Here is a 26,828-nt window from a genome sequence, read left to right on the forward strand (position 1 = left end):
GGCGGCAGCGCGGGGCCGGCCTCGGCCGGCTCGGCGCCCTCCCGCGGCCGCTCGGCGGCGCCGTCCTGCGCTGCGGCGGCCTCGGCCGCCACGGCCGCCGGCTCGGCGTCGGGCGCCGGCGGCTGCGGGAAGGTCTCCTGGGCCAGCGCGCGCGAGAGCGTGTCCAGCAGCGTCGGGCCGATGTTGCCGGCGGTGGCCACGCGCAGCCCGCAGCGCTGCAGCAGCAGCGTGGTCAGCGAGGTGACGGTGGTCTTGCCGTTGGTGCCGGTGATGGCCAGCACGCGCGGGGCGTAGCCGCGCGTGGCGCGCAGCTCGGCCAGCGCGCGCGCGAACAGCCCCAGCTCCCCCTCGATGCGCACGCCCATGGCGCGCGCGGCGGTGAGCAGCGGCTCGATGCGCGCGTCGTGCGGCGACAGCCCCGGGCTTTTGAGCAGCAGCTGCAGCCCCTGCAGCTGCGACAGCGCCAGCTCCCCGGAGAACACCGGCACCCCGGGCCACTGCGCGTGCAGCGCCGCGGCCTGCGGCGGCTGCTCGCGCGAGTCCCACACCCGCACGCGCGCGCCGTGCGCGGCGCACCAGCGCGCCATGGCCAGGCCCGAGTCGCCCAGGCCGAGCACCAGCACCTGCTGGCCCTGCAGCTGCGCCATCACGGGCGTGAAGGTCGTCGGGAAATCAAGGGAGCTCATGGCCTGTGTTCTTCTTCGTCGTTGTCAGCGCAGCTTCAGCGTGGCCAGGCCCAGCAGGCACAGCAGCATCGTGATGATCCAGAAGCGGATGACGACCTGCGTCTCCTTCCAGCCGCTCTTCTCGAAGTGGTGGTGCAGCGGCGCCATCAGGAAGATGCGCCGGCCCACGCCGAAGCGCTTCTTCGTGTACTTGAACCACGCCACCTGCGCCATCACCGACAGCGCCTCGACCACGAACACCCCGCCCATGACCGCCAGCACGATCTCCTGGCGCGTGATCACGGCGATCGTCCCAAGCGCGCCGCCCAGCGCCAGGGCGCCCACGTCGCCCATGAACACCTCGGCCGGGTGCGCGTTGAACCACAGGAAGGCCAGCCCCGCGCCGGCCATGGCCGAGGTGAACACCAGCAGCTCGCCCGCGCCCGGGATGTAGGGAAACAGCAGGTAGCGGCTGTATACCGCGCTGCCCGTGACGTAGGCGAACACGCCCAGCGACGCGCCCACCATCACCACCGGCATGATCGCCAGCCCGTCCAGGCCGTCGGTGAGGTTCACCGCGTTGGAAGCGCCCACGATCACGACGTAGGTCAGCGCGATGAAGCCGAACACCCCCAGCGGGTAGCTCACCGTCTTGAAGAAGGGCACGATCAGGTCGGCCTTGGGCGGCAGCTCGTTGGAGAAGCCGCTGCCCACCCAGCGCGCGAACAGCTCGATCACGCGCATGGCCGAGGTCTCGCTGACGCTGAAGGCCAGGTAGATGGCGGCCACCAGCCCGATCACGGACTGCCAGAAGTACTTCTCGCGCGAGGCCATCCCTTCCGGGTTCTTGTGCACCACCTTGCGCCAGTCGTCGACCCAGCCGATGGCGCCGAAGCCGAAGGTGACGATCATCACGATCCACACGAAGCGGTTGGCCCAGTCGAACCACAGCAGCGTGGACACGGCGATGCCCAGGAGGATGAGCACGCCGCCCATGGTGGGCGTGCCGCTCTTGACCATGTGCGCGGCCACGCCGTACTCGCGGATGGGCTGGCCGATCTTGAGCTCGGCGAGCTTGCGGATGACCAGCGGCCCGAAGCCGATGCCGATGAGCAGCGCCGTCATCGCCGCCAGCAGCGCGCGCAGCGTCAGGTACTGGAACACGCGCAGGAAACCCAGCCGCTCCGGGTACAGCTCCGCCAGCCATTGCGTCAGAAGGAGCAACATCAGGCCGGCTCCCCCAGCGACGGCAGCACGCGCTCCATGCGCATGAAGCGCGAACCCTTGATCAGCACCGTGGCGACCTCGGGCAGGTCGGGCAGTGCCTCGATCAACGCCTCGACCGAGGCGAAATGGCGCGCCCCGGCCCCATAGGCCCGGGCCGCATGCGCGCACAGGCTGCCCACGCAATAAAAGTTCTCGATGCCGCGCTGCGCCGCCAGGGCGCCGACCTCGGCATGGAAGGCCGGCCCCTGGTCGCCGACTTCGCCCATGTCGCCCAGCAGCAGCGCGCGCGGCCCCGGCAGCGCCGCGAGCACCTCGATGGCGGCGCGCACGGAATCCGGATTGGCGTTGTAGCTGTCGTCCACCAGCGTGATCTCGCGCCCGCCGCGCAGGAGCTTCCTGATCTGCGAGCGCCCGGCCACGGGCTCGAAGGCCTCCAGGCCCTGCACCACCGCGGCCAGCGGCGCGCCGGCGGCCAGGGCGCAGGCCGCGGCGGCCAGCGCGTTGCGCACGTTGTGCTCGCCGGGCAGGCGCAGCGCCAGGCGCGCCGAGCCCAGCGGCGTGTCCAGCGCCAGCGACCAGTGGTCCGCGACCCATTGCGCCTGGCCGCCGACCTCGCCACCGGGGCCAAAGCGCAGCACGCGCCGCGCGCCGGCGAGCTCGCGCCACAGCGGCGCGAAGGCATCGTCGGCCGGGAACACGGCGCAGCCCTCGGCGCCCAGCGCCTCGATCACGCTGCCGTTCTCGCGCGCCACCGCCTCCACCGAGGCCATGAATTCCTGGTGCTCGCGCTGCGCGTTGTTGACCAGCGCCACCGTCGGGCGCGCCAGGGCCGCCAGCTCGGCGATCTCGCCGGGGTGGTTCATGCCCAGCTCGGCCACGGCCGCGCGGTGTGCGGCACGCAGCCGCAGCAGCGTCAGCGGCACGCCGATGTGGTTGTTGAAGTTGCCCGCGGTGGCCAGCGCCGCGTCGCCCAGCCAGGCGTGCAGGATCGCCGCCGTCATCTGCGTGACGGTGGTCTTGCCGTTGCTGCCGGTCACGGCGATCAGCGGCAGCGCCGCGAAGCGCGCGCGCCAGCCGGCGGCCAGCGCCTGCAGCGCCGCGAGCGTGTCGCCCACGTACAGGCCGGGCAATCCCGCTTGCTCCAGCCCGTGCTGCGCAATCGCCGCGGCCGCGCCGGCGCCGCGCGCCGCGCCGAGGTGGTCGTGGCCGTCGAAGCGCTCGCCGCGCAGCGCGACGAACAGGTCGCCCGGCTGCAGCGTGCGGGTGTCGGTGTGCACGCGCAACAGCGCCGTGTCAGGAGCACCGGCGAGGGTGGCGGGGATGGCGGCGGCGGACAGCAGCGCCTGCGCCTCGCGCAGCGTGAGCATGGTCATGCGCGCCTCCCATGGAGGCCGCCCGGCCGCGCGGGGCCGCGCCCAGCGGCTGCCGCAAGAGGGGAAATGTGGTTCGAATGGGTCATGGCTGCGCCCGTCGCGCCTGCAGCGCGATCAGCGCCTCGTCGATGTCGGAGAAGGGCAGCTTGCGGCCGCCGATGTCCTGGTAGTCCTCGTGTCCCTTGCCGGCGATGAGCAGCACGTCGGCGGGGTCGGCCGAGCGCACCGCGTCGAGGATGGCCTGGCGCCGGTCCTCGATGACCACGGCCCGGGTGCCCTGCGGCAGCCCGGCTGCGATCTGCGCCAGGATGGCTCCCGGTGGCTCGGACCGCGGATTGTCGCTTGTCAGGACGACGTCATCTGCAAGCTGTTGTGCGATGGCGCCCATCAGCGGCCGCTTCGTGGCGTCGCGGTCGCCGCCGCAACCGAACACGCACCACAGCCGCCCGCCCCGGGCGCGGGCCAGCGGGCGCAGCGCCGTGAGCGCCTTTTCCAGCGCGTCGGGCGTGTGGGCGTAGTCCACCACCACCTCCGGGTCGGCCGCGCCGTCGCAGCCGGCCGTGGCCGCGCGCACCTGCTGCATGCGCCCGGGCACCGGCGTGAGCAGCGGCACCACCGCCGCGGCCTCGGCCAGCGGCACGCCCAGCGCGCGCAGCCCCCCCAGCACCGCCAGCAGGTTGCTGGCGTTGTAGTCGCCGATGAGGCGGCTGCGCACCGCCACCGGTGCGCAGCCCGCCTCGACCAGCTCGAAGGCCAGGCCGCCGGCCTCGTAGCGCAGGCGCTCGGCGCGCAGCCGCGCCGGCGCGTGGAGGGAGTAAGTCCAGAGCTCGAGGTCGCCGCGCACGCCCAGCTCGCCCACCAGCGCCGCGCCCTGGGCGTCGTCGAGGTTCACCACCGCCGCGCGCAGCCCCGGCCAGTCGAAGAGCATGCGCTTGGCGGCCCAGTAGGCGGCCATGTCGGCGTGGAAGTCGAGGTGGTCGCGCGTGAAGTTGGTGAACAGCGCCACGTCCAGCCGCGTGCCGGCCAGGCGCTGCTCGACCAGCCCGATCGAGGACGCCTCCAGCGCGCAGGCCTGGAAGCCGGCGTCGGCGAAGCGCCGCAGCGCCGCGTGGAAGCTGACCGGGTCGGGCGTGGTCAGCCCGGTGAACTCGATGGCCGCGGCCTCGCCGCTGCCCGCGCGCGGCGGCTCGCCGATGCCCAGCGTGCCCACCAGCGCGCAGCGCCGGGAGAGCGCCGTGAGCGCCTGCGCCATCCACCAGCTGGTGGAGGTCTTGCCGTTGGTGCCGGTGCTGGCCACGAGCCGCAGCGCGGCGCTGGGCGAGCCGAAGAAGCGGTCGGCGATCACGCCGGCGGCGGCCTTGAGGCCGGGCACGGCGGCGATGCGCGGGTCGTCGAAGCCGAAGGCCTCCACGCCCTCGCTGGCCACCAGGCAGGCGGCAGCGCCGGCGGCCAGCGCGCCCGGCACGAAGCGGCGCGCGTCATGCGCGGCGCCGGGCCAGGCCATGAAGGCATCGCCCGCGCGCAGCCGGCGGCTGTCGCTGCGCAGCGTGCCGGCCACGCGCTCGCGCAGCCACTGCGCGGCGGCCTCGGCGTCGTCGAAGCGGGTCAGCGCCATGGCGTGCCTCCCTGGCTGCCACGCGCGCCGCGGCGCGTCACGTTGCAGCTTTCCGTCACGGGCGCAACCGCCCGGTGCATCGATGCGGCGGCCATCAGAAGCTCTCCGGCTCGGCCGGCACGGCCTTGGTGACGATCTGCGACTTGACGTCCAGGTCGGGCTCCACGCCCTTGAGGCGCAGCGTCTGCTGCACCACCTGGCTGAACACCGGCGCGGCCACCGCGCCGCCGTAGTACTTGCCGTTGCTGGGCTCGTCGACCATCACGGCCACGATCACGCGCGGCTTGTCCACGGGCGCCAGGCCCACGAACCAGGAGCGGTACTTGTTGCTGGCGTAACCGCGCCCCTCCTGCTTGTGGGCCGTGCCGCTCTTGCCGCCCACCGAGTAGCCGATGGTCTGCGCCAGCGGCGCGGTGCCGCCGGGGCCGGCGGCCATCTGCAGCATCTGACGCACCTGCTGCGCGGTCTGCGGCTTGAACACGCGCGTGCCCGGCGGCGGCGCGTCCTGCCTGAACATCGACACCGGGATCACCTCGCCGTCGCGCGCGAAGGCGGTGTAGGCCTGCGCGATCTGCAGCAGCGAGGCCGACAGTCCGTAGCCGTAGGACATGGTGGCCTGCTCGATGGGCTTCCAGGTCTTCCACGGGCGCAGCCGGCCCGTGACGGCACCGGGGAACTTGAGCTGCGGCTTCTGGCCGAAGCCCAGGTTGGAGTAGAGCTCCCACATCTCGCGCGGAGGCATCTGCATGGCCAGCCGCGCCGCGCCGACGTTGCTGGACTTCTGGATCACTTCCGTCACCGTCAGCACCGGGTGGGGGTGCGCGTCGCGAATGGTGCTGCCGCCGATGACCAGGCTGCCCGCGGCCGTGACCACGGGCGTCTCCGAGCGCACGCGGCCGGTGTCCAGCGCCTGTGCGGCGATGAAGGGCTTCATCGTCGAGCCCGGCTCGAAGGTGTCGGTCAGGGCGCGGTTGCGCAGCTGCTCGCCGCGCAGCTTGCCGCGCACGTCCGGGTCGTAGCTGGGGTAGTTGGCCAGCGCCAGCACCTCGCCGGTGCGCACGTCGATCACGACCACGCTGCCGGCCTTGGCCTTGTGCTCGGCCACCGCGTCACGGATGCGCTGGTAGGCGAAGAACTGCACCTTGGCGTCGAGCGACAGCGTGATGTCGTGGCCGTCGACGGGATCGCGCTGCTGGCCCATGTCCTCGACCACGCGGCCCAGGCGGTCCTTGACCACCATGCGCGAGCCGTCGTGGCCCTGCAGCTCGCGCTGGAAGGCGCGCTCGATGCCCTCCTGCCCGTTGTCCTCCAGCCCGGTGAAGCCCACCACGTGCGCCGCGGCCTCGCCCTCGGGGTAGCGGCGCACGTAGTCGGTCTCCTCCTCGATGCCCTTGAGCTTGAGGGCCTTGACCTTGGCCAGCATCTCGGGATCGACCTGGCGGCGCAGCAGCACGTAGTTGCCGCTGCTGTCGGCAAAGCGCTTGTCGATCTCCGCGGGCTTCATGCCCAGCGCCGAGGCCAGGCGCCGGCGCCCTTCCTCGCCGCCGTCGAAGTACTTGCGGTTCACGCCCACGGTGTGGGTGGCGATGCTCGTGGCCAGCAGCGCGCCGTTGCGGTCAAGGATGCGGCCACGGCTGGCCACCAGCGGCTCCTTGTGCGCGTAGCGCTCCTCGCCCTTTTGCTGGAAGAAGTCGGTCTTGACGACCTGCACCCAGGCCGCACGGCCCAGCAGCGCAGCGAAGCCCACGCCCACGAGCGCGACCAGGAAGCGCGAGCGCCACGGCGGCGTCTTGGACGCCAGCAGCGGGCTGGTGGCGTAGTTGACGCTGCGCACGCTCACGGCGGCACTGCGCGGATGGAGCGCGCTCATCGCTGCGCCTCCGACGCCGCGGCGTCCACGTAGAAGGTCACGGCCGGCGTGGCGGTGTGCATGGCCAGCTTCTCGCGCGCCGTCTTCTCCACGCGGCTGGAGGTGGCCTGCGCCTCGCGCTCGGCCTGCAGCCGCTTGAAGTCGCGCTCCAGCAGCGCCTGCTCGGTGCGCGCGCGGTCCAGCGCGGAGTAGAGCTTGCGGCCCTCGTAGGCCACCTGCACCAGGTAGACGCAGCTGCCCACCAGCGCGGCCAGCAGCAGCAGGTTCAGCCGCGTCATCGTGCCCTCCCCGCCGCATGCGCGCCGCGCGCGCCGCGCGCCGCCGCGCCCGGGGCGACGGCGTCGAAGGGCACCTCGGTGCGCTCGGCCACGCGCAGCACCGCCGAGCGCGAGCGCGGGTTGGCCGCGACCTCGGCTTCGCCGGGGCGGATGCGCTGCGGCGCGCACAGCCGTGACGGCGCCGGCGGTGCGAAGGGCGCGCGCCGGTCCACCTCGGCACGGCTCTCGCGCGCCATGAAGGTCTTGACGATGCGGTCCTCGAGCGAGTGGAAGCTGATCACGGCCAGCCGCCCGCCCGGGGCCAGCAGCGCCAGCGCCGCGCTCAGGCCCTGCTCCAGCTCCTGGAGCTCGCCGTTGACGTGAATCCGAAGAGCTTGAAAGGTGCGTGTGGCGGGGTCCTGCCCCGGCTCGCGGGTCTTGACCGCACCAGCCACGAGGGCGGACAGCTCGGCGGTGCGCCGCACGGGATGGCCGCCTGTCCGGCGAGCCACAAGCGCCTTTGCAATCGGGCCAGCAAACCGTTCTTCGCCATAGTCGCGTATCACCTGTGCGATTTCGCGCTCGTCGGCGCGCTCCAGGAAATCGGCCGCGCTCTGGCCGCGCGTGGGATCCATGCGCATGTCGAGCGGACCGTCGAATCGGAAGCTGAAACCGCGCTCGGGCGTGTCGATCTGCGGCGAGGACACGCCGATGTCGAGCATCACGCCGTCCACCCGCGCCACGCCCAGATCGGCCAGCACCTCGGCCATGGCGCCGAAGTTGGCGTGGTGGATCGAAAAGCGCGGGTCGTCGATCGCGCCCGGGCCCGAGGTGGCCGCGGCCAGCGCCTCGGGATCGCGGTCCAGCGCGATCAGCCGCCCGCCCGGGCCCAGGCGCTGCAGCAGCAGCCGCGAGTGCCCGCCACGGCCGAAAGTGCCGTCCACGTAAACGCCGTCGGGCGCGCCGAGCACGGCGTCCACGGTTTCATGCAGCAGCACCGTCAGGTGTTGCCCGGGAGAAGAAGAAGCCATCACGCGACGAAGTCCTGGATCGCAGCCGGCATTTCAGAGCCCATGACCTGCGCCTCGTGCGCCGCCAGGCGCGCGCGGTCCCACAGCTCCAGACGCGAGCCCATGCCGATGAGCATCACGTCACGCACCAGCCCGGCGGCCTCGCGCAGCTCCGGCGCCACCAGCACACGCGAGGCGCCATCCATATCCACATCCAGCGCGTTGCCCAGGAACACGCGACGCCAGCCGTCAGCCGCCATGGGCAGCTGCAGCAGCTTGTCGCGGAACTGCTCCCACGCCGGGCGCGGGAACATCAGCAGGCAACCCGCCGGACTCTTGGTGAGGGTGAGCTGCCCGCCCGACAGGTCCATGAGCGCATCGCGATGACGGGCCGGGACGGTCAAGCGCCCCTTGCCGTCCAGCGTCAACGCCGCAGGACCCTGAAAGACATGAACAGCCACAACACCCCACTTCCATCCACTTTTCCCCACTGTACCGGAGTGGCACACCCCGGTCAACTTTTTGCGCGGAAAAAATGCAATGAAATCAACAAGTTAGGCGTGGAAGTGAATGCCGTTTGAGAGTAAAAAAGTGCTGCAGAAATAAGGACTTGCGGACCCCACTGAAAGTGAATGCTGAGATGGGCGCAGGGTCTTGCGGTGAATTTCGGCGCGGGGCTTTTCCACACCCTTTTTGTCGCGCCGCGGGAACAGGGCTTGCCGCCCTCCAGGTCATTCATCCCGCAGGAGGACTGCCATGCCCGACACCCCATCCACCCCGCAGGAAGCCCGTCGCCACGAGGGCCAGGGCCAGCAACCCGAGGAGCGGGTGCCGACCTACCAGGAACTGCTCGACGAGGCGGTGGACGAGACCTTCCCCGCCAGCGACCCGATCTCGCCCAGCGCGGCCATGCACGCCGACAAGAAGATCGCCACCGACAAGGACAGCCACGACTGGACGCTGCGCCCCGGCGCGCAGACGCCGCCCGAAACCGGCGGCGGCCAGGAGAGCGACCCGCCGGCCGCCGACAAGCGCTGAGCCGACGGCCGGCGGCGCGGGGGGCGGATGGTACCCGCGCCGGCGCGGCGTCACGCCCCGCGGGAGCGGACGCGACGACGGCCTGCCCTGCGGCCTGCTACCGCCAGCGCTCGGCCGGGACCGCGAAGCTGAAACGCTCACCCGCGCGCAGCACCTGCACCTTGTCCTGCAGCCCGGCGGCGCGCGCCGCGGCCAGGAACTCCTCCAGCGAGGACTTGAAGACCGGGTAGTCGTCGTTGTGGATCGGGATGGCGCGCCGCGGCTGGATCAGCCGCAGCGCCTGCACGCCCTGCGCCGCGTCCATGGTCAGCAGCACGCCGAACAGCCGCGTGCCGCCCAGGTGCAGCAGCGCCAGGTCGATGTCCGGGAAGCGGCGCGGGATCTCGGCCAGCTCCTCGTGGATCAGCGTGTCGCCGCTGATGTAGAGCCGCCACGCCGGCGCGCCGCCGGGAGCCAGCAGCTCGACCAGGCTGCCCATCGTCTCCGGCAGCGCCGCGTGCAGCACCGGCGGGCCGTGGCGCGCCGGCAGCGCCGTGATGCGCAGCCGCGCCGCGCCCTTCTCCAGCTCGATGGCCTGCCAGGTGGCCAGCCCGTGCAGCGACCGGAAACCCCGCTGCGCGAGCTGCCGCACCGCGTGCGGCGTGCTGACGATGGGCAGCAGCTTGTCGAGCTTCTGCTCGGCCACCTGGTCGAAATGGTCGCCGTGGTAGTGCGACAGCAGCACCGCGTCCAGCGGCGGCAGCTGCTCGATGGTCAGCGCCGGGTCGGTCTGGCGCGGCGAGTGGATGCCGTAGCCCAGGTGCGCGTGGTCGCCGCGGTGCAGGAAGTTGGGGTCGGTCAGCAGCGTGAACGGGCCCAGCTGCAGCACCACCGTGGCGGTGCCGATGAAGAGCACCGAGCCCTGCGGCGCACCGGCCGGCGCCGGCGCGCCGCCCGGCGCCACGGGCAGCGGCAGCCGCAGCACCGGCGGCGCCTCGGCCTGGGCGCGCGGCGCCCGGCCGGGCCAGCCCAGGCCCAGGCCAGCCAGGCCGCCGCCCAGCAGCAGGCGGGCGCAGTGGCGGCGGCGCAGGTCGATGTCCATGCCGGCCCGCCGCGGCAAGACCCATTCCCGAATGCTTCCCTGCCGCTCCCAGGCCGATTCCCGGCCCGTTTCCGGCTTGTTCCCGGGTGTCCGGCCGTGCAGTGGCTGCGCGCCGGGGAACAACGCTTGCCGCTGGCGCAGACCCCCTGACAGAGGAGATCTCGATGAGCGCCGAATCCAGCAACACCCCGCCCGCCACCGATGCCGCGGCCCGCACGCCCATGAACCCGGGCGACCAGGCGGCCCCGGGCACGCCCGGCACCGGCGAGGACGTGTGCCCGAAATGCGGCGGCAGCGGCCAGCTCGGCGCCAGCGCCTGCCCGGACTGCGGCGGCACCGGCAAGGTCAACGTCGGCATCGGCGGCGCCTGAGCGCACGGCCGGCCGATGACCCACGCCCCGGACACCCTGGCCCCCGGCATGCCGGCCAATGAAAACTTCGATTGCGAAGTGGCGGTGGTCGGCGGCGGCCCGGCCGGGCTCACCGGCGCCATCTACCTGGCGCGCTTCCGGCGCAGCGTGCACGTGCTCGACGCCGGCAGCAGCCGCGCCGTGAAGATCCCGCGCAGCCACAACATGCCCGGCTATCCGGACGGCGTGGTGGGCAAGGAGCTGGTGGCGGCCATGCGCGCGCAGGCCGAGCGCTACGGCGCGCAGCTCGAAACGGCCTGCGTGCAGCGGCTGCAATGCCTGCCCGACGGCGAGGGCGGCGGCTTCCTGCTGCACTTCACCGAGGCCGGCCGCGCGCCGCTGCGCTGCCGCCGTGTGCTGCTGGCTACCGGCGTGAGCGACAACGAGCCGGCCATGCCGCACCTGGCGCAGGCGCTGCGCGAGGGCGCGCTGCGCTACTGCCCGGTGTGCGACGGCTTCGAGGTCATCGGCAGCGCGGTGGGCGTGCTCACCGACCGCTGCGCCGGCGTGCGCGAGGCCCTGTACCTGCGCCACTTCAGCGAACGCGTGACGCTCTACTTCACGCAGCCCGTGGAGCTGTCCGGGGAGGACCGCCAGCGCCTGGACGGCGCCGGCGTGGCGCTGCAGCCCGCCCCCGTGCGCGCGCTGCGCCTGCGTGGGGACGGCGGCGTGCGCATCGAGCACGAGGCCGGCACCGACGACTGCGACGCGATCTACGGCGCGCTGGGGCTGCGCGTGCACTCGCGCCTGGCCACCGAGCTGGGCGCGGACCACGACGACGACGGCTACCTCGTCACCGACGCGCGCCAGCGCACCAGCATCGAGGGCCTGTACGCCGTGGGCGACGTGGCGCAAAGCCTCAACCAGATCACGGTGGCCACCGGCGGCGCCGCCATCGCCGCCGCGGCGCTGCACCGCGAGCTGGGCCTGCCCGGCTGACGCCACCGCGCCACGCCGCGCGGGCACGTCGGTTGCCGAAACTCCCTTGCCAAGCCGTGACGGGCGCGCTGCGCACAGCCGGGTCGGCTCCGGTCCTGCTCCTCGTGGGTGAGGACCCGACGCTGCCGGACGTCTCTCGCCGCCCCGCCTTCCGCCGCCTCCGCCCGCCCGGCTTGGCCCCCTGGCCTCTTGCATCCGGCGCATCGCCCCGACCGTGCGGCGAAGCGGCCGGCATTGGCGCCGCAGCTCCACCGCCACTCCCGATACCGCCTTGAACCTTCCGCAAACCGCCTTCGAACAGAAATGGCCCGACGTGCTGTGGATCGTGCGCCACGGCCAGAGCGCCGGCAACGTGGCGCGCGACCTGGCCGAGTCCGCCGGGCTGCCGCTGATCGACATCGCCGAGCGTGACGTGGACGTGCCGCTGTCCGACCTGGGCCGCCACCAGGCGCAGGCGCTGGGCGACTGGTTCGGCGCGCTGCCGCCCGGCGAGAAGCCCAACATCGTGCTGTGCTCGCCCTACGTGCGTGCGCGCCAGACGGCGCAGCTGGTGCTCGAAGCCGCGGGCATGGCCTGCGAGGACGTGAGCTGGATCGTCGACGAGCGGCTGCGCGAGAAGGAGTTCGGCCTGCTCGACCGGCTCACGCGGCACGGCATCCAGCTCAAGTACCCCGAGCTCAGCGAGCAGCGCCGCCATGTCGGCAAGTTCTACTTCCGCCCGCCTGGCGGCGAGAGCTGGTGCGACGTGATCCTGCGCCTGCGCAGCCTGCTGGAGACGGTGGTGCGCGAGTACCGGCGCGAGCGCGTGCTGATCGTGGCGCACCAGGTGGTCGTGAACTGCCTGCGCTACCTCATCGAGCGCATGGACGAGGCGCAGATCCTGGACGTGGACCGCCAGGCCGACGTGCCCAACTGCGGCCTCACCAGCTACGCCTTCGACCCGGCCGCGGGCAAGCGCGGCCGCCTGGTGCTGCGCCAGCTCAACTTCGTCTCGCCGCTGCGCCAGGCCGGCGCCCCGGTCACGGCCGAGCCCGACGTGCCCGCCGCGCCCAAGTCCTGAGCGCCGCGCCGCAGCCGCTGCACGCGCGTGCCGGCGCCCCGGCCCTTCCCACGACCAACCATGACGAACCACGACGAACACGCCCATGGACCCGATCGCCGTTGACGACGAGCTGCTGCGCGCCTGGCCGCTGGCGAAACCTTCCGCGCAGAGCGACAAGGAGGAGCGCGGCCGCACCGTGGTGGTCGGCGGCAGCGCCGAGATTCCCGGCGCGGTGCTGCTGGCCGGCACCGCCGCGCTGCGCGCCGGCGCGGGCAAGCTCACCGTCGCCACCGTGCAGCGCATGGCGCTGGCCATGGCCATGGCGCTGCCCGAGGCGCGCGTGATGGGACTGCCGGAGACGGCCGGCGGGGGGCTGGACGCGTCGGGCGCGCCGCTGCTGGCGCCGCTGGCGCCGCGCATCAACGCCCTGCTCTACGGCCCCGGGCTGCAGGACGAGGCGGCCGCGCCGCGCTTCGTGCAGACCTTGCTGCAGCACTTGCCGCCCGAGCTGCCGCTGATCCTGGACGCGCTGGGCCTGTGCGCCGCGGCGCACGTGCCGCCGCGCGCAGGGGGCCTGCTGCTCACGCCGCACGCCGGCGAGATGGCCAAGCTCTGCGGCGAGGCCAAGGACGAGGTGCAGGCCGACCCCGCGCGCTGCGCCGCGGACTCCGCGCGGCGGCTGCACGCCGTGGTGGTGCTCAAGGGCGCGACCACGCACATCGCCGCGCCCGACGGGCGGCTCTGGCGCCACGAGGGCGGCAACCCGGGCCTGGCCACCTCGGGCTCGGGCGACATCCTGGCCGGGCTCATCGCCGGGCTGGTGGCGCGCGGCACGCCGCTGGAGCAGGCCGCGGTGTGGGGCGTGGCGCTGCACGCGCGCGCCGGCGAGCAGCTCGCCGCACGCATGGGCGGCCTGGGCTTCCTCGCGCGCGAGCTCGCGGCGGAAATTCCGCACCTGATGGATACGGGGACGTGAGGGCAGCGCCGGCGGCGCTGCCGCCGGCGTACCTGTCGCTGTGTGGTGTGAAGCAGGCCGATGGGCCGGATTCTGTGCGGACGCAACGTCCTTGCGGACGCCGCTTCCGTGACCGCCATTCCTCTGGGCCGTGGATCGCTCGCACGGCTCGGTGCCACCTACCCGCCGGCTCCGCGGGCCGCCTCATAGCCGGCCTATTTGGTGTTGCTGCGCGTAGAGATTGCCCGTTTCACCCGGCTTCCCCGCGCGTGGCTGGTCTCCCCGTGAAGGGACACTGGCGCCTCGCGCGGGGGCCGACTCGTCTCTGTTGCTCTGATCCTCGCCTCGCGGCGGACAGCCGTTAGCTGCTACGCTGCCCTGTGCAGTCCGGACCTTCCTCCAGTGCCGCCTTGCGGCGTGGTGCACCAGCGGCGGTCTGGCCTGCTTCACGACCGGCATTATCGCCCCACGCAAGAAGGGAGCCTCCCATGAAGGCCAACACCATCCTCGACACCATCGGCGCCACGCCGCACATCCGCATGCAGCGCCTCTTCGGCGGCGCCGAGGTCTGGATCAAGTCCGAGCGCAGCAACCCCGGCGGCTCGATCAAGGACCGCATCGCGCTGGCCATGGTCGAAGCGGCCGAACGCGACGGGCTGCTCCAGCCCGGCGGCACCATCATCGAGCCCACCTCGGGCAACACGGGCATCGGGCTGGCGATGGTGGCGGCGGTCAAGGGCTACAAGCTGGTGCTGGTGATGCCCGACAGCATGAGCGTCGAGCGCCGCCGCCTGATGCTGGCCTACGGCGCGAAGTTCGAGCTCACGCCGCGCGAGAAGGGCATGAAGGGCTCCATCGCCCGCGCCCAGGAGCTCGTCGCCACCACGCCGGGCAGCTGGATGCCGCAGCAGTTCGACAACCCGGCCAACGTCGAGGTGCACGCGCGCACCACGGCGCAGGAGATCCTGGCCGACTTCCCCGAGGGGCTGGACGTGCTCATCACCGGCGTGGGCACGGGCGGCCACATCAGCGGCTGCGCGCAGGTGCTCAAGGAGAAGTGGCCGAACCTGAAGGTGTTCGCGGTCGAGCCGGCGGCCTCGCCCGTGATCAGCGGCGGGCAGCCCTCGCCGCACCCGATCCAGGGCATCGGCGCGGGCTTCGTCCCCAACAACCTCAAGACCGGGCTGCTCGACGGCGTGATCCAGGTCGATGCCGAGGCCGCGCGCGAGATGGCGCGCCGCTGCGCGCGCGAGGAAGGCATCCTGGTGGGCATCTCCAGCGGCGCCACGCTCACTGCCATCGCCCAGAAGCTGCCCGACCTGCCCGCGGGCAGCCGCGTGCTGGGCTTCAACTACGACACCGGCGAGCGCTACCTCTCCATCGAGGGCTTCCTGCCCGCCGAGTGAGCCGCTGCCGTCCCGGGCGCGCCCGCGCCCGTTTCTTGCCTGTGGCGCAATAAGCTCCCGACTCGTTGCCGGCTGCCGCCCGTGAAGAAAAAGAAGCCGTCGTCCGAAACCCCTTTCACCATCCCGGCGTCCGCCGGGATGCCGCCGCCCGCGGTGGCCGCGGCGCTGCTGGACGCGCTCTCGGCCAGCGAGCTGCTGGCGGCGCTGTACGACGCCGACGACCGGCTGTGCTGGTGCAACCCGGCCTACGCGCAGCGCTTCCTCGACGGGCTGGCGCTGCCCGCCCCCTTTGCCGACGTGATGCGCCACGGCTTCGAGCGCGGCATCGGCGTGCGCATCGACTGCGGCGACATCGAGGAGTTTCTCGGCAACATCCTGCCGCGCCGGCGCAGCCGGCCCTTCCGCGCCTTCGAGACGGACACGCTCGAAGGCGGCTGGGTGCGCATGACCGAGACGCTGCTGCCCGAAGGCTGGCTGCTGTGCGTGGCCACCGACATCACGCCGCTGAAAGACGGCGAGCAGCGGCTGCGCCAGGCCCGGGCCCAGGCCGAAAGTGACGCCCGCACCGACATGCTCACCGGCGCGCCCAACCGGCGCCACGTCTTCGAGTCCGGCCAGGCGCTGCTGGACTGCTGCGAGGCCACCGCGCAGCCCTGCAGCCTGGCGCTGATCGACCTGGACCACTTCAAGCGCATCAACGACGGCCACGGCCACACCGTGGGCGACGCGGTGCTGCGCAGCTTCGCGCAGCAGGTGCGCGGCAAGCTGCGCGACGGCGACCTGTTCGGGCGCATCGGCGGCGAGGAGTTCCTGCTGCTGACGCCGGGCGCGTGCCTGGAGCAGGCGCTGGAGATCACCGTCCGGCTGCGCCAGGGGCTGCTGGCGCTGGATCTGGAGCCGGGCCAGGCGCTGCGCTTCGGCTTCTCCGCCGGCGTGGCGCAGGCGCTGCCCGGCGACGGCATGGACAGCCTCATCACGCGCGCCGACCGCGCGCTCTACCGCGCCAAGCTGCTCGGCCGCGACCGCAGCGAGCCGGCCCGCCCCAGCGACGGCAGCGGCCTGAACACCGCCGCGTCGTCGTAGAAGCCGGGCGCGGCATTGGCCCACCACCCCGGCACGCCCAGCAGCGGCAGCGGCAGGAAGGGCCGGGGCTGCAGCGCCTGCCATCCCGCCTCCAGCGCCGCCGCGCCGCCCCCGGGCCAGACCTGGGCCGTGATGCCCTTGTAGGGCTGCACCAGCTGCTCCAGCAGCGCGTGGCCGACCACGCGCAGGCGGATTTCGCCGCGGTCCCAGCGCGGGCGCTGCGCCGCCAGCAGCTCGTGCCAGCGCCGCGCGCGCAGCAGCTCCACCGCGTCGGGCGGCGCCTGCAGCAGCGCGCCGCTCTCGTCGAGCAGCGTCAGCGCGTCGCGCAGCGGGCTGCGCCGCGGCTGCACGCCCTCCCCGGCCAGCACGCCGGCATGCAGCGCGTTGAGCCGGAGCTTCAATGCCGGCTCGGCCAGCCAGACCAGCCCGTTGAAGAAGTCGTGCAGGTGGTCGCGCGTGGGCACGGCGCCGCTGCGGAAGATGAAGCTTTCGTAGGCCTCGCCGGCGGGCAGCTCGGCCTGGGGCACGAAGCGCAGGGGGCCGGCGTCCAGCCGCAGCGGCGGCCCGGACCGCAGCGCCAGCCGCGCATTGAGCGCCTGCGCCACGCTCGCGCCGGCGAGCACCGCGGCGCAGGCCGGCTCGCCGTCAGCGCGGTATGGCGCCAGCCAGGGCCGTGTCCAGTCGATGCGGCTGAAAGCCTCGTGGGCGGGCAGCCGCGCCACGGGCAGGCGCATCCCGCGCGGCGCGCTCATGCCGGGCCGGCGAAGCGGCCCTGGCGCTTGTCGCGCAGCTGCACCGCCTGGCCCTGGCGCCGCACCTCGAACAGCTGGATCGCCTCGATCAGGTCGGCCAGCTTCTTGTAGCCGTGGTTGCGCGGGTCGAAGGAGGCCTGGTTGCGGATCAGCGTGCCCACCGCTCCAAGGTGGCTCCAGCCGTCGTCGCCGGAGGCGCCCTCCACGGCGTTGCGCAGCAGGCTCACCAGCCGCGCGTCCTGGCGCAGCACGTTGCCCGGCTGCGGCGCGATCGCGGCGGCGGCCGGCGCCGGCAGCGGCTCCGGCGCGGGTGGCGGGGGCAGCTCGGCAGCGACGGCGCTGGCCGCCTTGCGGCGCGCCTTCTTCGCCGCCGGCACGGCCGGCGCCGCAGGCTCCGGGGGCGCCGTGGGCTCGGCCGGCGCGGGCGCGGCGACCATCTCGGCCGGCTGGCCCAGGCTTTCCAGGTACAGGAAGCGCGAGCAGGCGTTGACGAAGGGCTTGGGAGTCTTCTGCGCGCCGAAGCCCAGCACCGTGGCGCCCTTGGCGCGCAGGTGCATCACCAGCGGCGTGAAGTCGGCGTCGCTCGACACCAGGGCGAAGACCTGCGGCCGGTCGGTGTAGAGCAGGTCCAGGGCCTCGATGGCCATGACCATGTCCGTGGCGTTCTTGCCCTTGCTGTGGTCGAACTGCTGGATGGGCCGGATGGCGTACTCGTGCAGCACCGCCTCCCAGCCCTTGAGCTCGCTCTTCTTCCAGTTGCCGTAGGCGCGGCGGATGTTGGCCACGCCGAATTTCGCCAGCTCCGCCAGGATCAGCTCGATCCGGGACGCGGGCGCGTTGTCGGCGTCGATCAGCAGCGCGATGCGCGCCTCGGGCGCCGCCGCGTCCCGCGGCGTCATGCCGCCAGCTTCCAGCGCAGCACCTCGCCCGCGCACAGCGGCTTCAGCGCCGCGTCGCCGAAGGGCACGGTTTCGGGCAGGGTCCAGTCCTCGCGCACCAGGGTGACGCTGCCTTCGTTGCGCGGCAGGCCGTAGAAGTCCGGGCCGTGCAGGCTGGCGAAGCCCTCCAGCTTGTCGAGCGCGCCGGCGTCCTCGAACGCCTGCGCGTACAGCTCCAGCGCGGAGAGCGCCGTGTAGCAGCCGGCACAGCCGCTGGCGTGCTCCTTGAGGTGCGCCGCGTGCGGGGCGCTGTCGGTGCCCAGGAAGAACTTCGCGCTGCCGGAGGTGGCGGCCTGCACCAGTGCCTGGCGGTGCTCCTCGCGCTTGAGCACGGGCAGGCAGTAGTAATGCGGGCGGATGCCGCCGGTGAAGATGGCGTTGCGGTTGTAGAGCAGGTGGTGCGCGGTGATGGTGGCGGCGGTGAAGGCGTCGGCCTCGGCCACGTACTGCGCGGCCTCGCGCGTGGTGATGTGCTCGAAGACGATCTTCAGTTCCGGGAAGTCGCGCCGCAGCGGGATGAGCACGCGGTCGATGAACACCGCCTCGCGGTCGAAGAGGTCGATGTCGGCGTTGGTGACCTCGCCGTGCACCAGCAGCTTCAGGCCCTCGCGCTGCATGGCCTCCAGCGTCGGGTAGGTCAGCCGGATGTCGGTGACGCCGGCGTCGGAGTTGGTGGTGGCGCCGGCCGGGTACAGCTTCACGGCAACGACGCCGGCGGCCCTGGCGCGCACGATCTCCTCGGGCGGCAGCCGGTCGGTGAGGTACAGCGTCATGAGCGGCTCGAAGGCCGTGCCCGCCGGCACGGCGGCGAGGATGCGCTCGCGGTAGGCCACGGCCTGCTCGGCGGTGGTCACGGGCGGGCGCAGGTTGGGCATGACGATGGCGCGGCCGAACTGGCGCGCCGTGTGCGGCACGACCGACTGCAGCGCCGCGCCGTCGCGCACGTGCAGGTGCCAGTCGTCGGGGCGGGTGAAGGTGAGCGTTTGCGGGGCGTTCATGGGGCGGATTTTCTCACCCGGGTCTGCCCGCCCCGGGCGCAGCGGCAACAATGCCGACGCCTGCCCCACGGGCTCCCCCGAGCAACCGCCCCGCCATGATTTCCGAAGACACCATCCGCCAGGCCGTTGCCGCCCTGGTCGCCGCAGCCAACCCGCAGCGCATCGTGCTGTTCGGCTCGCATGCCCGCGGCGATGCCGGCCCGGATTCCGACCTCGACTTCCTGGTGGTGGAAAAGGAGGTCGCGCATCGCGGCAAGGAAATGGTGCGGTTGAGCCGCGCGCTGCGCCCGTTGGGCGTGCCGGCGGACGTGCTGGTGGTGACCGAGGAAGAACTGCAGCAGTGGGGCAACGAGCCGGGCTCGGTGTACTGGTGGGCGCTCAAGGAAGGGCGTGTGCTCCATGGCTGAGTCACCGATGGTCAGCACCCTGCTGGAAGCGGCACGGCGCGACGCCGTGGTGTTCTTCAAGCTGGTGGATGACGTGGAGGTGCACGACTCGATGCTTGGATTCCACGCCCAGCAGGCCATCGAAAAGGCTTTGAAGGCCGTGCTGTCCCGCCATGGCGTACTGGTGCCCCGCACCCACCGCATCGACCAGCTGCTTGATGTCTTCCAGGACGGTGCGTTGCCCCTACCGCCCCACGCCCAGAACCTGGATGAGTTCAACCCTTATGCCGTGCAGGCACGCTATGGCGCCTTGGACACGGGGCCTCTTGACCGGCTGCTTGCTGCCGAGTGGCTGAAAGACGTGATGGACTGGGCACAGGCAGCGGCCGGACAACATGGAGCTTCAGACGCCTAAGCGTGCCGGGTAGCGCAAACCTAATTGGCCTACAGATTCGCCCCGACATCGGCAGTTGGCGCTCGGTGCAGCCGCTGCGCCCCGGCATGGCCGACGGCCTGGGCGCGCGCCACTGCCTGACCTGGGGCAGCCGCCTGCCCTGCGGCCTGACCTTCGAGGCCGAAGTGATCCAGGTGCGCCGCCCCTGGCTGCTGCGTGCGCGCGTGCGCGGCGACCTCAGTGGCCTGGGCACCTGGGAGCTCACGCCCGAAAGCGGCGGCTCCACCCGCGTGCGCCACATCTAGTGCGTGGAGCCGCAGGCGCCCGCGCTGCGGCTGCTCGCGCCGCTGGCCGCGCCGCTGTTCCGCTGGCACCACCGCGCCGTCATGCGCGACGGCGCCCGCGGCCTGGCCCGCCACCTGGGAACGCGCCTGACCGACGCGCCTTGACCGGCGTCATCCGTCACGCCGTCGCGGTGGCGGCGGCCCGATTTCCCCCTGGATCGGGTCTTGTGTGCGGTGCACAATGGTTCGGGACAAGCCATGCATTACAGCCGCCGTCGCCTCCTGCACACGCTCGCCGCCGCGCCGCTGGGTGCGGTCGCGCCCCTGTCCTTGGCGCGCGCGGCGCGCGCGGCCGACACCTCCCCGGTCCTCATCGGCATCGACGGCGAGTTCAGCCTGCAGAACAGCCGCTCGGCGCAGGCCGTGGAGATGGGCATCCGCTGCGCCATCGACGAGATCGAGCGCCGCGGCGGCGTGCTCGGCGGCCGGAGCTTCGAGGTCGTCACGCGCGACCACGGCTCCATCGCCGCGCGCGGCATCCGCAACCTGCGCGAGTTCGCCGCCATGCCCGGGCTGCTGGCCGTCTTCGCCGGGCGCTTCAGCCCCGTGGTGCTGGAGGAGATGGACCTCATCCGCGAGACGCGCACCCTGCTGATGGCGCCCTGGTCCTCGGCCGACGCCATCGTGGACAACGGCATGCAGCCCAACTACGTGTTCCGGCTGTCGCTGCGCGACAGCCTGGCCATGCCCAAACTGCTGCGCACCTGCGCCGAGCGCGGCATCGCCCAGGTCGGACTGCTGCTGACCAACACCGGCTGGGGCCGCAGCAACCTCGCCGCGGCCAAGGCCTACGGCGCGGCCCACGCCACGCCGCGCATCGCCGCCACCGCCTGGTACAACTTCCGCGACACCTCGCTGATCGAGCCCTACCGCCATCTGCGCGACGCCGGGGCCGAGGCCATCGTGCTGGTGGCCAACGACGACGAGGCCGCAGTGCTGGTGCGCGAGATCGCCGCGCTGCCGCCGTCGCAGCGGCTGCCCATCCTCAGCCACTGGGGCGTCTCCGGCGGCGACTTCGTGCGCCAGGCCGGGCCGGCGCTGTGGGAAGTCGATTTCAGCGTGATCCAGACCTTCAGCTTCTTCAACGCGGCGCAGCAGCGGCCCGCGGCCTGGAAGCGCTTCCTGGCCGTGGCCGGCCCGCGCTACGGCATCGAGCGCCCGGAGCAGATCGCCGCGCCCGTGGGCGTGGCCCATGCCTACGACTTGATGCACATCCTGGCCCTGGCGGTGCAGCGCGCCGGCAGCGCCGAGCGCCCGCGCGTGCGCGACGCGCTGGAGCAGGTGCGTGATCACGACGGCCTGATCAAGCGCTACGCGCAGCCCTTCACGCCGGCACGCCACGAGGCGCTGGATGCCGGCGACCTGCTCATGGCGCGCTACCGCCCCGACGGCGCGCTGGTGCCCGAGGGGCGCAAGCCCGTGCGCAAGGCGGCGTGAAACGCTGGCTCGCCCGGCCGCTGCTGGCGCTCTCGCACGCCGGCCTGGCCACCCGCATCACGGCCGCGTCGCTGCTGGTGGCGCTGGGCACGGTGCTGCTGCTGGGCCTGGGCTCGGCCTACCTGCTGCACCGCCAGCAGCTGCGCGCGCAGCAGGCCATCGCCGAGCAGCTGCTGTCGGAGCAGGCCGTGCGCGCCGGCGACCGGCTCGACGCGGTGCACGAGCGGCTGCAGCAGGCCGCCACCAGCAGCCTCATCGCCACGGCGCTGGTGGACAGCGCCGGCAAGGAGCTGTACCTGCAGCCCTACCTGCAGCAGCTCGGCCAGGTCGGCGGCGTGCCGGTGGCCGTGCTGTTCGCCGACTTCGAGGGCCAGCCCATCGCCAGCGGGCGCGGCGTGCACTTCGACGCGGCGCAGCTGCACTGGCTGGCCGAGTCGGTGCGCCAGGGCCAGCCGGCCGTGGCCCTCTTCAGCAACGGGCCGCAGCTGGAGCTGGCCTTCATCACGCTGGTGCGCTATGCCCGCACCGCCGCGCCCGAAGGCGCGCTGCTGGCGCGGGTGCGCCTGGTCGACCTGGTGCCCGACCCGCACTACGAGCTCACCGGCGGGCCCGGCGCCGACGCGATCGGCGGCGTCGCGCCGCTGGCGACCGAGGCGCAGTTCGCGCCGCTGCAACTGGGCGTGCGCCGCCGTCCCGGCACGCTGCAGCCGCCGCCGCCCGACGAGGCGCTGCGCCCGGTGCTGGCCATGCTGGCGCTGGCCCTGGTGCTGGCCGTGGCCACCGGCCGCTTCCTGGCGCAGCGCCTCACGCGCGACCTCAACACCCTGGTGGCCCATGCCGCGCGGCTGCGCGACGCGGGACCCGATGCGGGCGGCCCGACGCGGCTGCCGCGCGCGCGCACGCCGGAGATCGAGCTGGTCAACCAGCGCATCAACGCCATGCTCGACGCGCTGGAGCAGGCGCACCGCAACCGCATCGAGGCCGAGCAGGCGCGCGCCGCGCAGGCGCTGTCGGAGGCCGCCAACCGCCAGAAGTCGGTGTTCATGGCCCGCGTCAGCCACGAGCTGCGCACGCCGCTCAACGCCATCCTGGGCTTCAGCGACCTGCTGCAGCGGCTCACGCCGCTGGAGCCGCGCCAGCGCGAATGGGTGCAGCACATCCAGAGCTCGGGCCAGCACCTGCTGGCGCTGGTCAACGACCTGCTCGACATCTCGCGCATCGAGAGCGGCGCGCTGGAGATGCAGCTCGGCAGCGTGGACACGGCCGAGCTGCTGCACGCCGCGGCGCGCGACCTCGACACCCTGGCGCGCCGCTGCGAGGTGTCGGTGCAGGTGGCGCTGCCGGGCGATGCGCCGCCGGTGCGCGCCGACGCCACGCGGCTGCGCCAGGTGGTGCAGAACCTGCTGTCCAACGCCATCAAGTACAACCGCCCCGGCGGCCACGTGCGGCTGCACGCCCGCCACGCCGGCGAGGACGTGGAACTGGTCGTGGAGGACGACGGCCTGGGCATGGACGAGGCGCAGCTCGCGCAGCTGTTCCAGCCCTTCAACCGCCTGGGCCGCGAGCGCAGCCGCATCGAGGGCTCGGGCATCGGCCTGGCGCTGAGCCGCTCCCTGGTGGAGTCGATGCACGGCGCCATCGTGGTGGACAGCCGCCCCGGCCAGGGCAGCCGCTTCACGGTGCGGCTGCCGCGCGCCACCGAGGCGCCGGCGCAGGCCCAGGCGGCCTGAGCCCGGGCGCCGCCGCGCCTCAGCCCACCGCCAGCAGCCGCGCCGGCTCCGCCGCCGCCCGCGCCGCGCCCGCCCGGCCGATCAGCCCCTCGCGCAGCCGCTGCGCGTCCAGAACCTGGATCAGCCGCGCCCCGCCGTCGGCGGCCAGCAGCTGCATCACCAGCGGCTGCGCCTCGCCGCTCCAGGGCGCCGGGCGCGCCTGCGCCGGCGTGAAGCGCCAGACGCCGTGCAGGTCCGACACCAGCAGCCCCAGCTCGAAGCCGTCGCCGCGCAGCACCACGACCTGGCCCGATCCGTCCAGCGCCGTGCCCGGCCCGCCCAGCAGCGCGTCCAGGTCGAACACCGAGACATGGCGCAGCACCTGGCCGTCGCGGCGCAGCGCCAGCATGCCCACGCGGCGCGAGCCGCCCACGGCCGGCAGCCGGAGCACCTGCGCCGCGGGCTGCGCCTCCACCACCTGGTCGGCCCGCACCGCGAACAGGCTCTCGCCCAGGCAGAAGGTGGCGTACTCGGTGCCGGCGGCGTCGGCGTCGGCGCCGGCATCGCGCCGGCTCGCCGGCGGCAGCTGCGGCCGGCGCGCCGCCGCGCGGGCGGCGTGCAGCCGCCCCAGCGGCTGCAGCGTCACCGCCAGCACCGTGTCGTCGCAGCCGTCGCCGTGGCGGAACTCGCGGTAGCCGGGGCAGGCGCCGATGCCCAGCACTAGCACCTGGCCATCGCGCACCACGATGCGTGCCGCGGCCTGGCCGTGCGCAAGCTGCAGCAGCTCCGGCGCCAGGCCGTCGAGCCGCCCCTGCGCGGCCAGCGCGGCGTCGCCCGCGCACAGCACCCGCCCCTGGCGGTCGATGAACGCCGCCTGCGCCCCGGCCTGCCCGGCCAGCACGCCGCGCAGCATGGCCTGCAGCTGCGGCCCGGTGTCGAAGACGATGCCGATGCCGCCCAGCACCGCGCCGCCCTCGCCGCCGCGGATGGCGGCGTGATAGGCCCACGCCGGCTGCCCGCCGTCAGGCGGGCTCGGCCGCAGCGGCGTGACGTGGTAGCGCTGCTCGCCGGGCAGCGCCAGCACGGCCGCCAGCGTGTCGGCCTCGATGCAGCCGCCCACGGCGCCGCCTTGCGCGCTGGCGGCGACGATGCGCCCGCTGCGGTCGTAGAGCACCAGCCGCGTGTACACCGTGTAGAGCGAATGGATGTGCGCCAGCACCCGCGCCGCCTCCTGCGCCGCGGCGGCGCCGGCGCCCGGCGCCAGGCAGGCCGCGAGCTCCGGCGCCAGCGCCCACCACCGGCAGTCGTTGGCGCGCTCGTAGAGGTTGCGGTCGAGCAGCTCCACCAGCCACTGCGCCGCGAAGCGCGCCGCGTCCAGCCGCGCGCCCAGCGCGGTGTCGCACAGCTCGCGGATGGAGCGCGAGAACAGCGCGTCGCTGCGCGCGCCGTTGTCCGTGATCTGCTCCAGCACGGTGCGCAACGCGCGCTCGTGGCGGTGCTCGGCGGGCACCATCACCTGCCCGTTCCAGACCACGCGGCGCACCGCGTCGGCCGCCACGATGATGTCGTGCAGCGGCGGGCAGAAGCCCGCCGCATGCGCCAGCAGCGCGTCCACCACCGCCTCGTCCAGGCCATCCAGGCCGCCGCCGGATGCGCCGTCGAAGGCGACGTCCAGCGGCACCATGGCCTGCGCCTTCCAGCCCGGCGGGCCGGCATAGCCCTGGAACGGCTCGGCGGCGAAGGTCTGCACCAGGTACTTGCGCCCGCACCAGATGCGCAGCGCCGCCGCCTCGCCGGCGCCGGACGGCACCCGCAGCCCCGGCGCCATCCAGGCCGGCTCGGCGCTGGCCAGGATGCGGTCCTGCGCATCGAGCAGCAGCAGGTTGCAGCGCCCCTCGCGCGCATGGCGCGAGCCGAAGATGCCCGCCATCTCGGTGGCGAAGCCGAACACCAGGCACAGCACGCCCGCGGGCTGCCCGGTGCGCGGGTGCAGCACGCGCTGCGAGTACAGCAGCGCCGGCGCGCCGCCGGGCACCAGCGCCGTCGCGGCGAAGGTCTCGACGTAGCCTGAAGCCTGCAGCGTGTGCGCCACCAGCGCCGCGTCGCCCAGCGCGACGCCCTCCGCCGCGCCCGCGGCGGCCAGCACGCGGCCCTGCGGGTCGAGCAGCGCGATGGCGTCGTACACGCTGTACTTGGCGCGGTAGGCGCGCAGCCGCTCGCAGGCACCCGCCGCGTCCATGCCGGTGCCTGCCAGGAAGTCGCGCAGCGCCTGGTCGGTGGCCAGGAAGCCCACGTCGGCGGTGCGCTCGAAGAGGTTGCGCACCAGCGCGTCGATGGCGTGCCGCGCGGGCATGCCGGCCTCCACCATCAAGCTGTCCACCTTCTGGCGCGCGAAGCTGGCCACGAGGTCGCGCTGCAGCGTCTCGAAGCCCTCGCGCGTGGCGGCCAGCATCGACAGCAGCCCCTGCGTGCCCGGCGGGCAGGTCATGCGCGCCGTGCCCTCGATCAGCCGCCACATCAGGCTGATGTCGCGCAGCGCGGACTCGCAGGACACGACGTCGCGCATGTGGGGCAGGCATTCCTCGAGATTCATGGTCGGCAGCGGCAGGGACTGGTCAAGGCCCCCACGGCACGCAAGCCGCGTGCCAGCGTAACCGGTCGTATCAGCCCCAGGCCGGTGCGGCGGCACAGCCCGTTGCCGCTGCCGCTGCCGCTGCCGCTGCCGTTGCCGTTGCCGTTGCCGTTGCCGTTGCCGTTGCCGTTGCCGTTGCCGTTGCCGTTGCCGTTGCCGTTGCCGTTGCCGTTGCCGTTGCCGTTGCGTCCACAACCAGGTCCAGGCGTTCGGGCACGGCATTGGGAGCGTGCCTAGCTGCCGAGCGTCCCGTCTTGGCGTGGGGCGGCGGCTCGCCTGAAATGGAACCCAGCGGCAACCAATTCCGGGCCGCTGCACCAGCACCCCACGAGGAGAGCCACCATGACCACCATCGCTCCCGGCGGCTGCACGCCGCCCGCCAACCACGTCAACGGCACGTGCGGCAACGACTTCGTCCACGTCTCCAGGGCCGACGGACTGGCCGGGCTGATGGGCCTGTACAAGGTCACCGTCAACGGCCAGACGCAGTACATGACGAAGCAGCAACTGGAGAACACGCAGTTCAACCTGGGCGCCGGCAACGACGTGCTGGTGGTGGACAGCGACGTGAAGGTCGGCATCAACGCCAACGGCGGCAGCGGCAACGACCTGATGATCGGCGGCGGCGGCAACGACAACTTCAAGGGCGGCTGCGGCAACGACGTCATCGCCGGTCGCGGCGGCAACGACTGCATCGACGGCGGCCACGGCGACGACGTGCTGCTGGGCGGCCGCGGCAACGACCACGTCGAAGGTGGCCGGGGCAACGACTACGTCGGTGGCGGCTGCGGCAACGACGTGCTGCACGGCGGCGCGGGCCGCGACCACCTCGACGGCGGGCACGGCAACGACCGGCTCGACGGCGGACCCGGCCGCGACGTGAACCACGGCGGCCCGGGCTGGGACTCGGTGCGCTGGGATCTGGCCGACCTGCTGCGGCGCTGAAAGTGGGAACAGCGGGCCGACCATGGCTCGCGAAAGTTCACTGAAAGGGATGCCCGCGCAAGCGGGCATCGTTGTCTTGTGGAGCGGTGACGCAGGCCGCGAGCCGATGTGCTGGCCCTCTACTTCGTCATTCCGGCGAAAGCCGGAATCCACGAACGCCGCACTGCCTCGCTGGCCGGGGTTGACACATGCCGGCGCCGCTCATGCCACCGCACCAGTGCGCGTGGATTCCGGCTTGCGCCGGAATGACGGATCGGGGGTCGGGGCATCGTGGCTGACGGGAGGCCACAAGCTGGAGTCCTTTGGGACAACCGCAGGCTCT

Annotated in this window: 27 protein-coding genes and 1 other RNA gene; 14 read left to right on the forward strand and 14 right to left on the reverse strand. The window is 73.2% G+C overall.

Features of this window, described 5'->3' with window-relative positions; translation table 11 throughout:
- The 8 genes from FJ694_RS07985 to FJ694_RS08020 all read right to left on the reverse strand — a co-directional run.
- Positions 1 to 686 (reverse strand): Mur ligase family protein (locus FJ694_RS07985; RefSeq protein WP_375140203.1); only part of this gene is annotated, 686 nt, incomplete at its 3' end.
- Positions 687 to 710: 24 nt separating this feature from the next.
- Complete coding sequence (gene mraY / locus FJ694_RS07990; protein WP_157265843.1) at positions 711 to 1,892, reverse strand: phospho-N-acetylmuramoyl-pentapeptide-transferase; 1,182 nt, start codon at positions 1,890 to 1,892, stop codon at positions 711 to 713.
- Positions 1,892 to 3,265: a UDP-N-acetylmuramoyl-tripeptide--D-alanyl-D-alanine ligase gene (locus FJ694_RS07995; RefSeq protein WP_157265846.1), complete on the reverse strand. Its 1,374-nt coding sequence runs from the start codon at positions 3,263 to 3,265 to the stop codon at positions 1,892 to 1,894. Before FJ694_RS07995 ends, mraY begins: the two co-directional genes overlap by 1 nt.
- Before the next feature lie 82 nt (positions 3,266 to 3,347).
- Positions 3,348 to 4,880: a UDP-N-acetylmuramoyl-L-alanyl-D-glutamate--2,6-diaminopimelate ligase gene (locus tag FJ694_RS08000; RefSeq protein ID WP_157265849.1), complete on the reverse strand. Its 1,533-nt coding sequence runs from the start codon at positions 4,878 to 4,880 to the stop codon at positions 3,348 to 3,350.
- 94 nt (positions 4,881 to 4,974) lie between these two features.
- Positions 4,975 to 6,750 carry a peptidoglycan D,D-transpeptidase FtsI family protein gene (locus tag FJ694_RS08005; RefSeq protein ID WP_157265852.1) on the reverse strand — a complete coding sequence of 592 codons (1,776 nt, stop codon included), beginning with the start codon at positions 6,748 to 6,750 and terminating at the stop codon, positions 4,975 to 4,977.
- Positions 6,747 to 7,028 carry a cell division protein FtsL gene (gene ftsL / locus FJ694_RS08010; protein ID WP_157265856.1) on the reverse strand — a complete coding sequence of 94 codons (282 nt, stop codon included), beginning with the start codon at positions 7,026 to 7,028 and terminating at the stop codon, positions 6,747 to 6,749. The genes FJ694_RS08005 and ftsL overlap by 4 nt, the downstream gene beginning before the upstream one ends.
- Positions 7,025 to 8,038, reverse strand: a complete 1,014-nt coding sequence (gene rsmH / locus FJ694_RS08015) for a 16S rRNA (cytosine(1402)-N(4))-methyltransferase RsmH (RefSeq protein ID WP_157265859.1) — start codon at positions 8,036 to 8,038, stop codon at positions 7,025 to 7,027. Before rsmH ends, ftsL begins: the two co-directional genes overlap by 4 nt.
- Positions 8,038 to 8,478, reverse strand: a complete 441-nt coding sequence (locus tag FJ694_RS08020; RefSeq protein WP_157265862.1) for a division/cell wall cluster transcriptional repressor MraZ — start codon at positions 8,476 to 8,478, stop codon at positions 8,038 to 8,040. The genes rsmH and FJ694_RS08020 overlap by 1 nt, the downstream gene beginning before the upstream one ends.
- Before the next feature lie 295 nt (positions 8,479 to 8,773).
- Between FJ694_RS08020 and FJ694_RS08025 the strand changes: the two genes are divergently transcribed.
- Complete coding sequence (locus tag FJ694_RS08025; RefSeq protein ID WP_157265865.1) at positions 8,774 to 9,055, forward strand: hypothetical protein; 282 nt, start codon at positions 8,774 to 8,776, stop codon at positions 9,053 to 9,055.
- A gap of 97 nt (positions 9,056 to 9,152) precedes the next feature.
- Here the strand turns inward: FJ694_RS08025 and FJ694_RS08030 are convergent, their stop codons facing one another.
- Positions 9,153 to 10,136 carry an MBL fold metallo-hydrolase gene (locus tag FJ694_RS08030; protein ID WP_157265868.1) on the reverse strand — a complete coding sequence of 328 codons (984 nt, stop codon included), beginning with the start codon at positions 10,134 to 10,136 and terminating at the stop codon, positions 9,153 to 9,155.
- Between the two features lie 164 nt (positions 10,137 to 10,300).
- On the opposite strand from FJ694_RS08030, the gene FJ694_RS08035 reads away from it, so the two are divergent.
- The 4 genes from FJ694_RS08035 (at position 10,301) to FJ694_RS08050 (ending at position 13,503) form a co-directional block, all read left to right on the forward strand.
- Positions 10,301 to 10,507 (forward strand): hypothetical protein, encoded by a 207-nt coding sequence (locus FJ694_RS08035; RefSeq protein ID WP_157265871.1) that lies wholly within the window; start codon positions 10,301 to 10,303, stop codon positions 10,505 to 10,507.
- 15 nt (positions 10,508 to 10,522) lie between these two features.
- Positions 10,523 to 11,485, forward strand: coding sequence for an NAD(P)/FAD-dependent oxidoreductase (locus tag FJ694_RS08040; RefSeq protein ID WP_198320761.1), 963 nt, complete (start codon positions 10,523 to 10,525; stop codon positions 11,483 to 11,485).
- Between the two features lie 271 nt (positions 11,486 to 11,756).
- On the forward strand, positions 11,757 to 12,545 hold the full coding sequence (locus FJ694_RS08045; RefSeq protein WP_157265874.1) for a histidine phosphatase family protein: 789 nt from the start codon (positions 11,757 to 11,759) through the stop codon (positions 12,543 to 12,545).
- 85 nt (positions 12,546 to 12,630) lie between these two features.
- Positions 12,631 to 13,503, forward strand: coding sequence for an NAD(P)H-hydrate dehydratase (locus tag FJ694_RS08050; RefSeq protein WP_157265877.1), 873 nt, complete (start codon positions 12,631 to 12,633; stop codon positions 13,501 to 13,503).
- Between the two features lie 45 nt (positions 13,504 to 13,548).
- Here FJ694_RS08050 and rnpB read toward each other — a convergent pair.
- An RNA gene (rnpB, locus tag FJ694_RS08055) (RNase P RNA component class A) lies at positions 13,549 to 13,930 on the reverse strand.
- Between the two features lie 40 nt (positions 13,931 to 13,970).
- Between rnpB and cysK the strand changes: the two genes are divergently transcribed.
- Entirely contained in the window at positions 13,971 to 14,888 is a 918-nt protein-coding gene (gene cysK / locus FJ694_RS08060; RefSeq protein ID WP_157265880.1) for a cysteine synthase A, read from the forward strand.
- An 81-nt stretch (positions 14,889 to 14,969) separates the two neighbouring features.
- The gene (locus FJ694_RS08065) at positions 14,970 to 15,971 is read left to right on the forward strand and encodes a GGDEF domain-containing protein (protein ID WP_157265884.1); all 1,002 of its coding nucleotides are present in this window, start codon (positions 14,970 to 14,972) and stop codon (positions 15,969 to 15,971) included.
- On the opposite strand, the gene FJ694_RS08070 is transcribed toward FJ694_RS08065, so the two are convergent.
- Genes FJ694_RS08070 through pyrC form a run of 3 tightly spaced genes read right to left on the reverse strand, consistent with a single transcriptional unit; the run spans position 15,884 to position 18,659 of the window.
- Positions 15,884 to 16,723, reverse strand: coding sequence for a DUF3025 domain-containing protein (locus FJ694_RS08070; protein ID WP_198320762.1), 840 nt, complete (start codon positions 16,721 to 16,723; stop codon positions 15,884 to 15,886). The two genes, FJ694_RS08065 and FJ694_RS08070, sit on opposite strands and share 88 nt — an antisense overlap.
- The gene (locus FJ694_RS08075; RefSeq protein ID WP_157265887.1) at positions 16,720 to 17,622 is read right to left on the reverse strand and encodes an NYN domain-containing protein; all 903 of its coding nucleotides are present in this window, start codon (positions 17,620 to 17,622) and stop codon (positions 16,720 to 16,722) included. Before FJ694_RS08075 ends, FJ694_RS08070 begins: the two co-directional genes overlap by 4 nt.
- Complete coding sequence (gene pyrC / locus FJ694_RS08080; protein WP_198320763.1) at positions 17,619 to 18,659, reverse strand: dihydroorotase; 1,041 nt, start codon at positions 18,657 to 18,659, stop codon at positions 17,619 to 17,621. Before pyrC ends, FJ694_RS08075 begins: the two co-directional genes overlap by 4 nt.
- 95 nt (positions 18,660 to 18,754) lie before the next feature.
- Between pyrC and FJ694_RS08085 the strand changes: the two genes are divergently transcribed.
- The 6 genes from FJ694_RS08085 (at position 18,755) to FJ694_RS08110 (ending at position 22,950) form a co-directional block, all read left to right on the forward strand.
- Positions 18,755 to 19,066: a nucleotidyltransferase domain-containing protein gene (locus FJ694_RS08085; protein WP_157265890.1), complete on the forward strand. Its 312-nt coding sequence runs from the start codon at positions 18,755 to 18,757 to the stop codon at positions 19,064 to 19,066.
- 7 nt (positions 19,067 to 19,073) lie between these two features.
- Positions 19,074 to 19,460: a HEPN domain-containing protein gene (locus tag FJ694_RS08090; RefSeq protein ID WP_157265893.1), complete on the forward strand. Its 387-nt coding sequence runs from the start codon at positions 19,074 to 19,076 to the stop codon at positions 19,458 to 19,460.
- A 65-nt stretch (positions 19,461 to 19,525) separates the two neighbouring features.
- Complete coding sequence (locus tag FJ694_RS08095) at positions 19,526 to 19,744, forward strand: SRPBCC family protein (RefSeq protein ID WP_157265896.1); 219 nt, start codon at positions 19,526 to 19,528, stop codon at positions 19,742 to 19,744.
- Positions 19,745 to 19,747: 3 nt separating this feature from the next.
- Positions 19,748 to 19,888 (forward strand): hypothetical protein, encoded by a 141-nt coding sequence (locus FJ694_RS08100; protein WP_157265899.1) that lies wholly within the window; start codon positions 19,748 to 19,750, stop codon positions 19,886 to 19,888.
- Positions 19,889 to 19,981: 93 nt separating this feature from the next.
- Complete coding sequence (locus tag FJ694_RS08105; RefSeq protein ID WP_157265902.1) at positions 19,982 to 21,220, forward strand: ABC transporter substrate-binding protein; 1,239 nt, start codon at positions 19,982 to 19,984, stop codon at positions 21,218 to 21,220.
- Positions 21,217 to 22,950, forward strand: coding sequence for a sensor histidine kinase (locus FJ694_RS08110; protein ID WP_157265905.1), 1,734 nt, complete (start codon positions 21,217 to 21,219; stop codon positions 22,948 to 22,950). The genes FJ694_RS08105 and FJ694_RS08110 overlap by 4 nt, the downstream gene beginning before the upstream one ends.
- 19 nt (positions 22,951 to 22,969) lie before the next feature.
- Here FJ694_RS08110 and FJ694_RS08115 read toward each other — a convergent pair whose 3' ends face one another.
- Positions 22,970 to 25,522, reverse strand: a complete 2,553-nt coding sequence (locus tag FJ694_RS08115) for a chemotaxis protein CheW (RefSeq protein ID WP_157265909.1) — start codon at positions 25,520 to 25,522, stop codon at positions 22,970 to 22,972.
- 381 nt (positions 25,523 to 25,903) lie between these two features.
- On the opposite strand from FJ694_RS08115, the gene FJ694_RS08120 reads away from it, so the two are divergent.
- A complete protein-coding gene (locus FJ694_RS08120; RefSeq protein ID WP_157265912.1) occupies positions 25,904 to 26,506 on the forward strand; it encodes a calcium-binding protein in 603 nt (200 codons plus the stop codon).
- Positions 26,507 to 26,828: the final 322 nt, after the last annotated feature.

It is taken from the genome of Azohydromonas aeria (assembly GCF_009760915.1).
In the GTDB taxonomy this organism is placed as follows: Bacteria; Pseudomonadota; Gammaproteobacteria; order Burkholderiales; family Burkholderiaceae_C; genus Azohydromonas; species Azohydromonas aeria.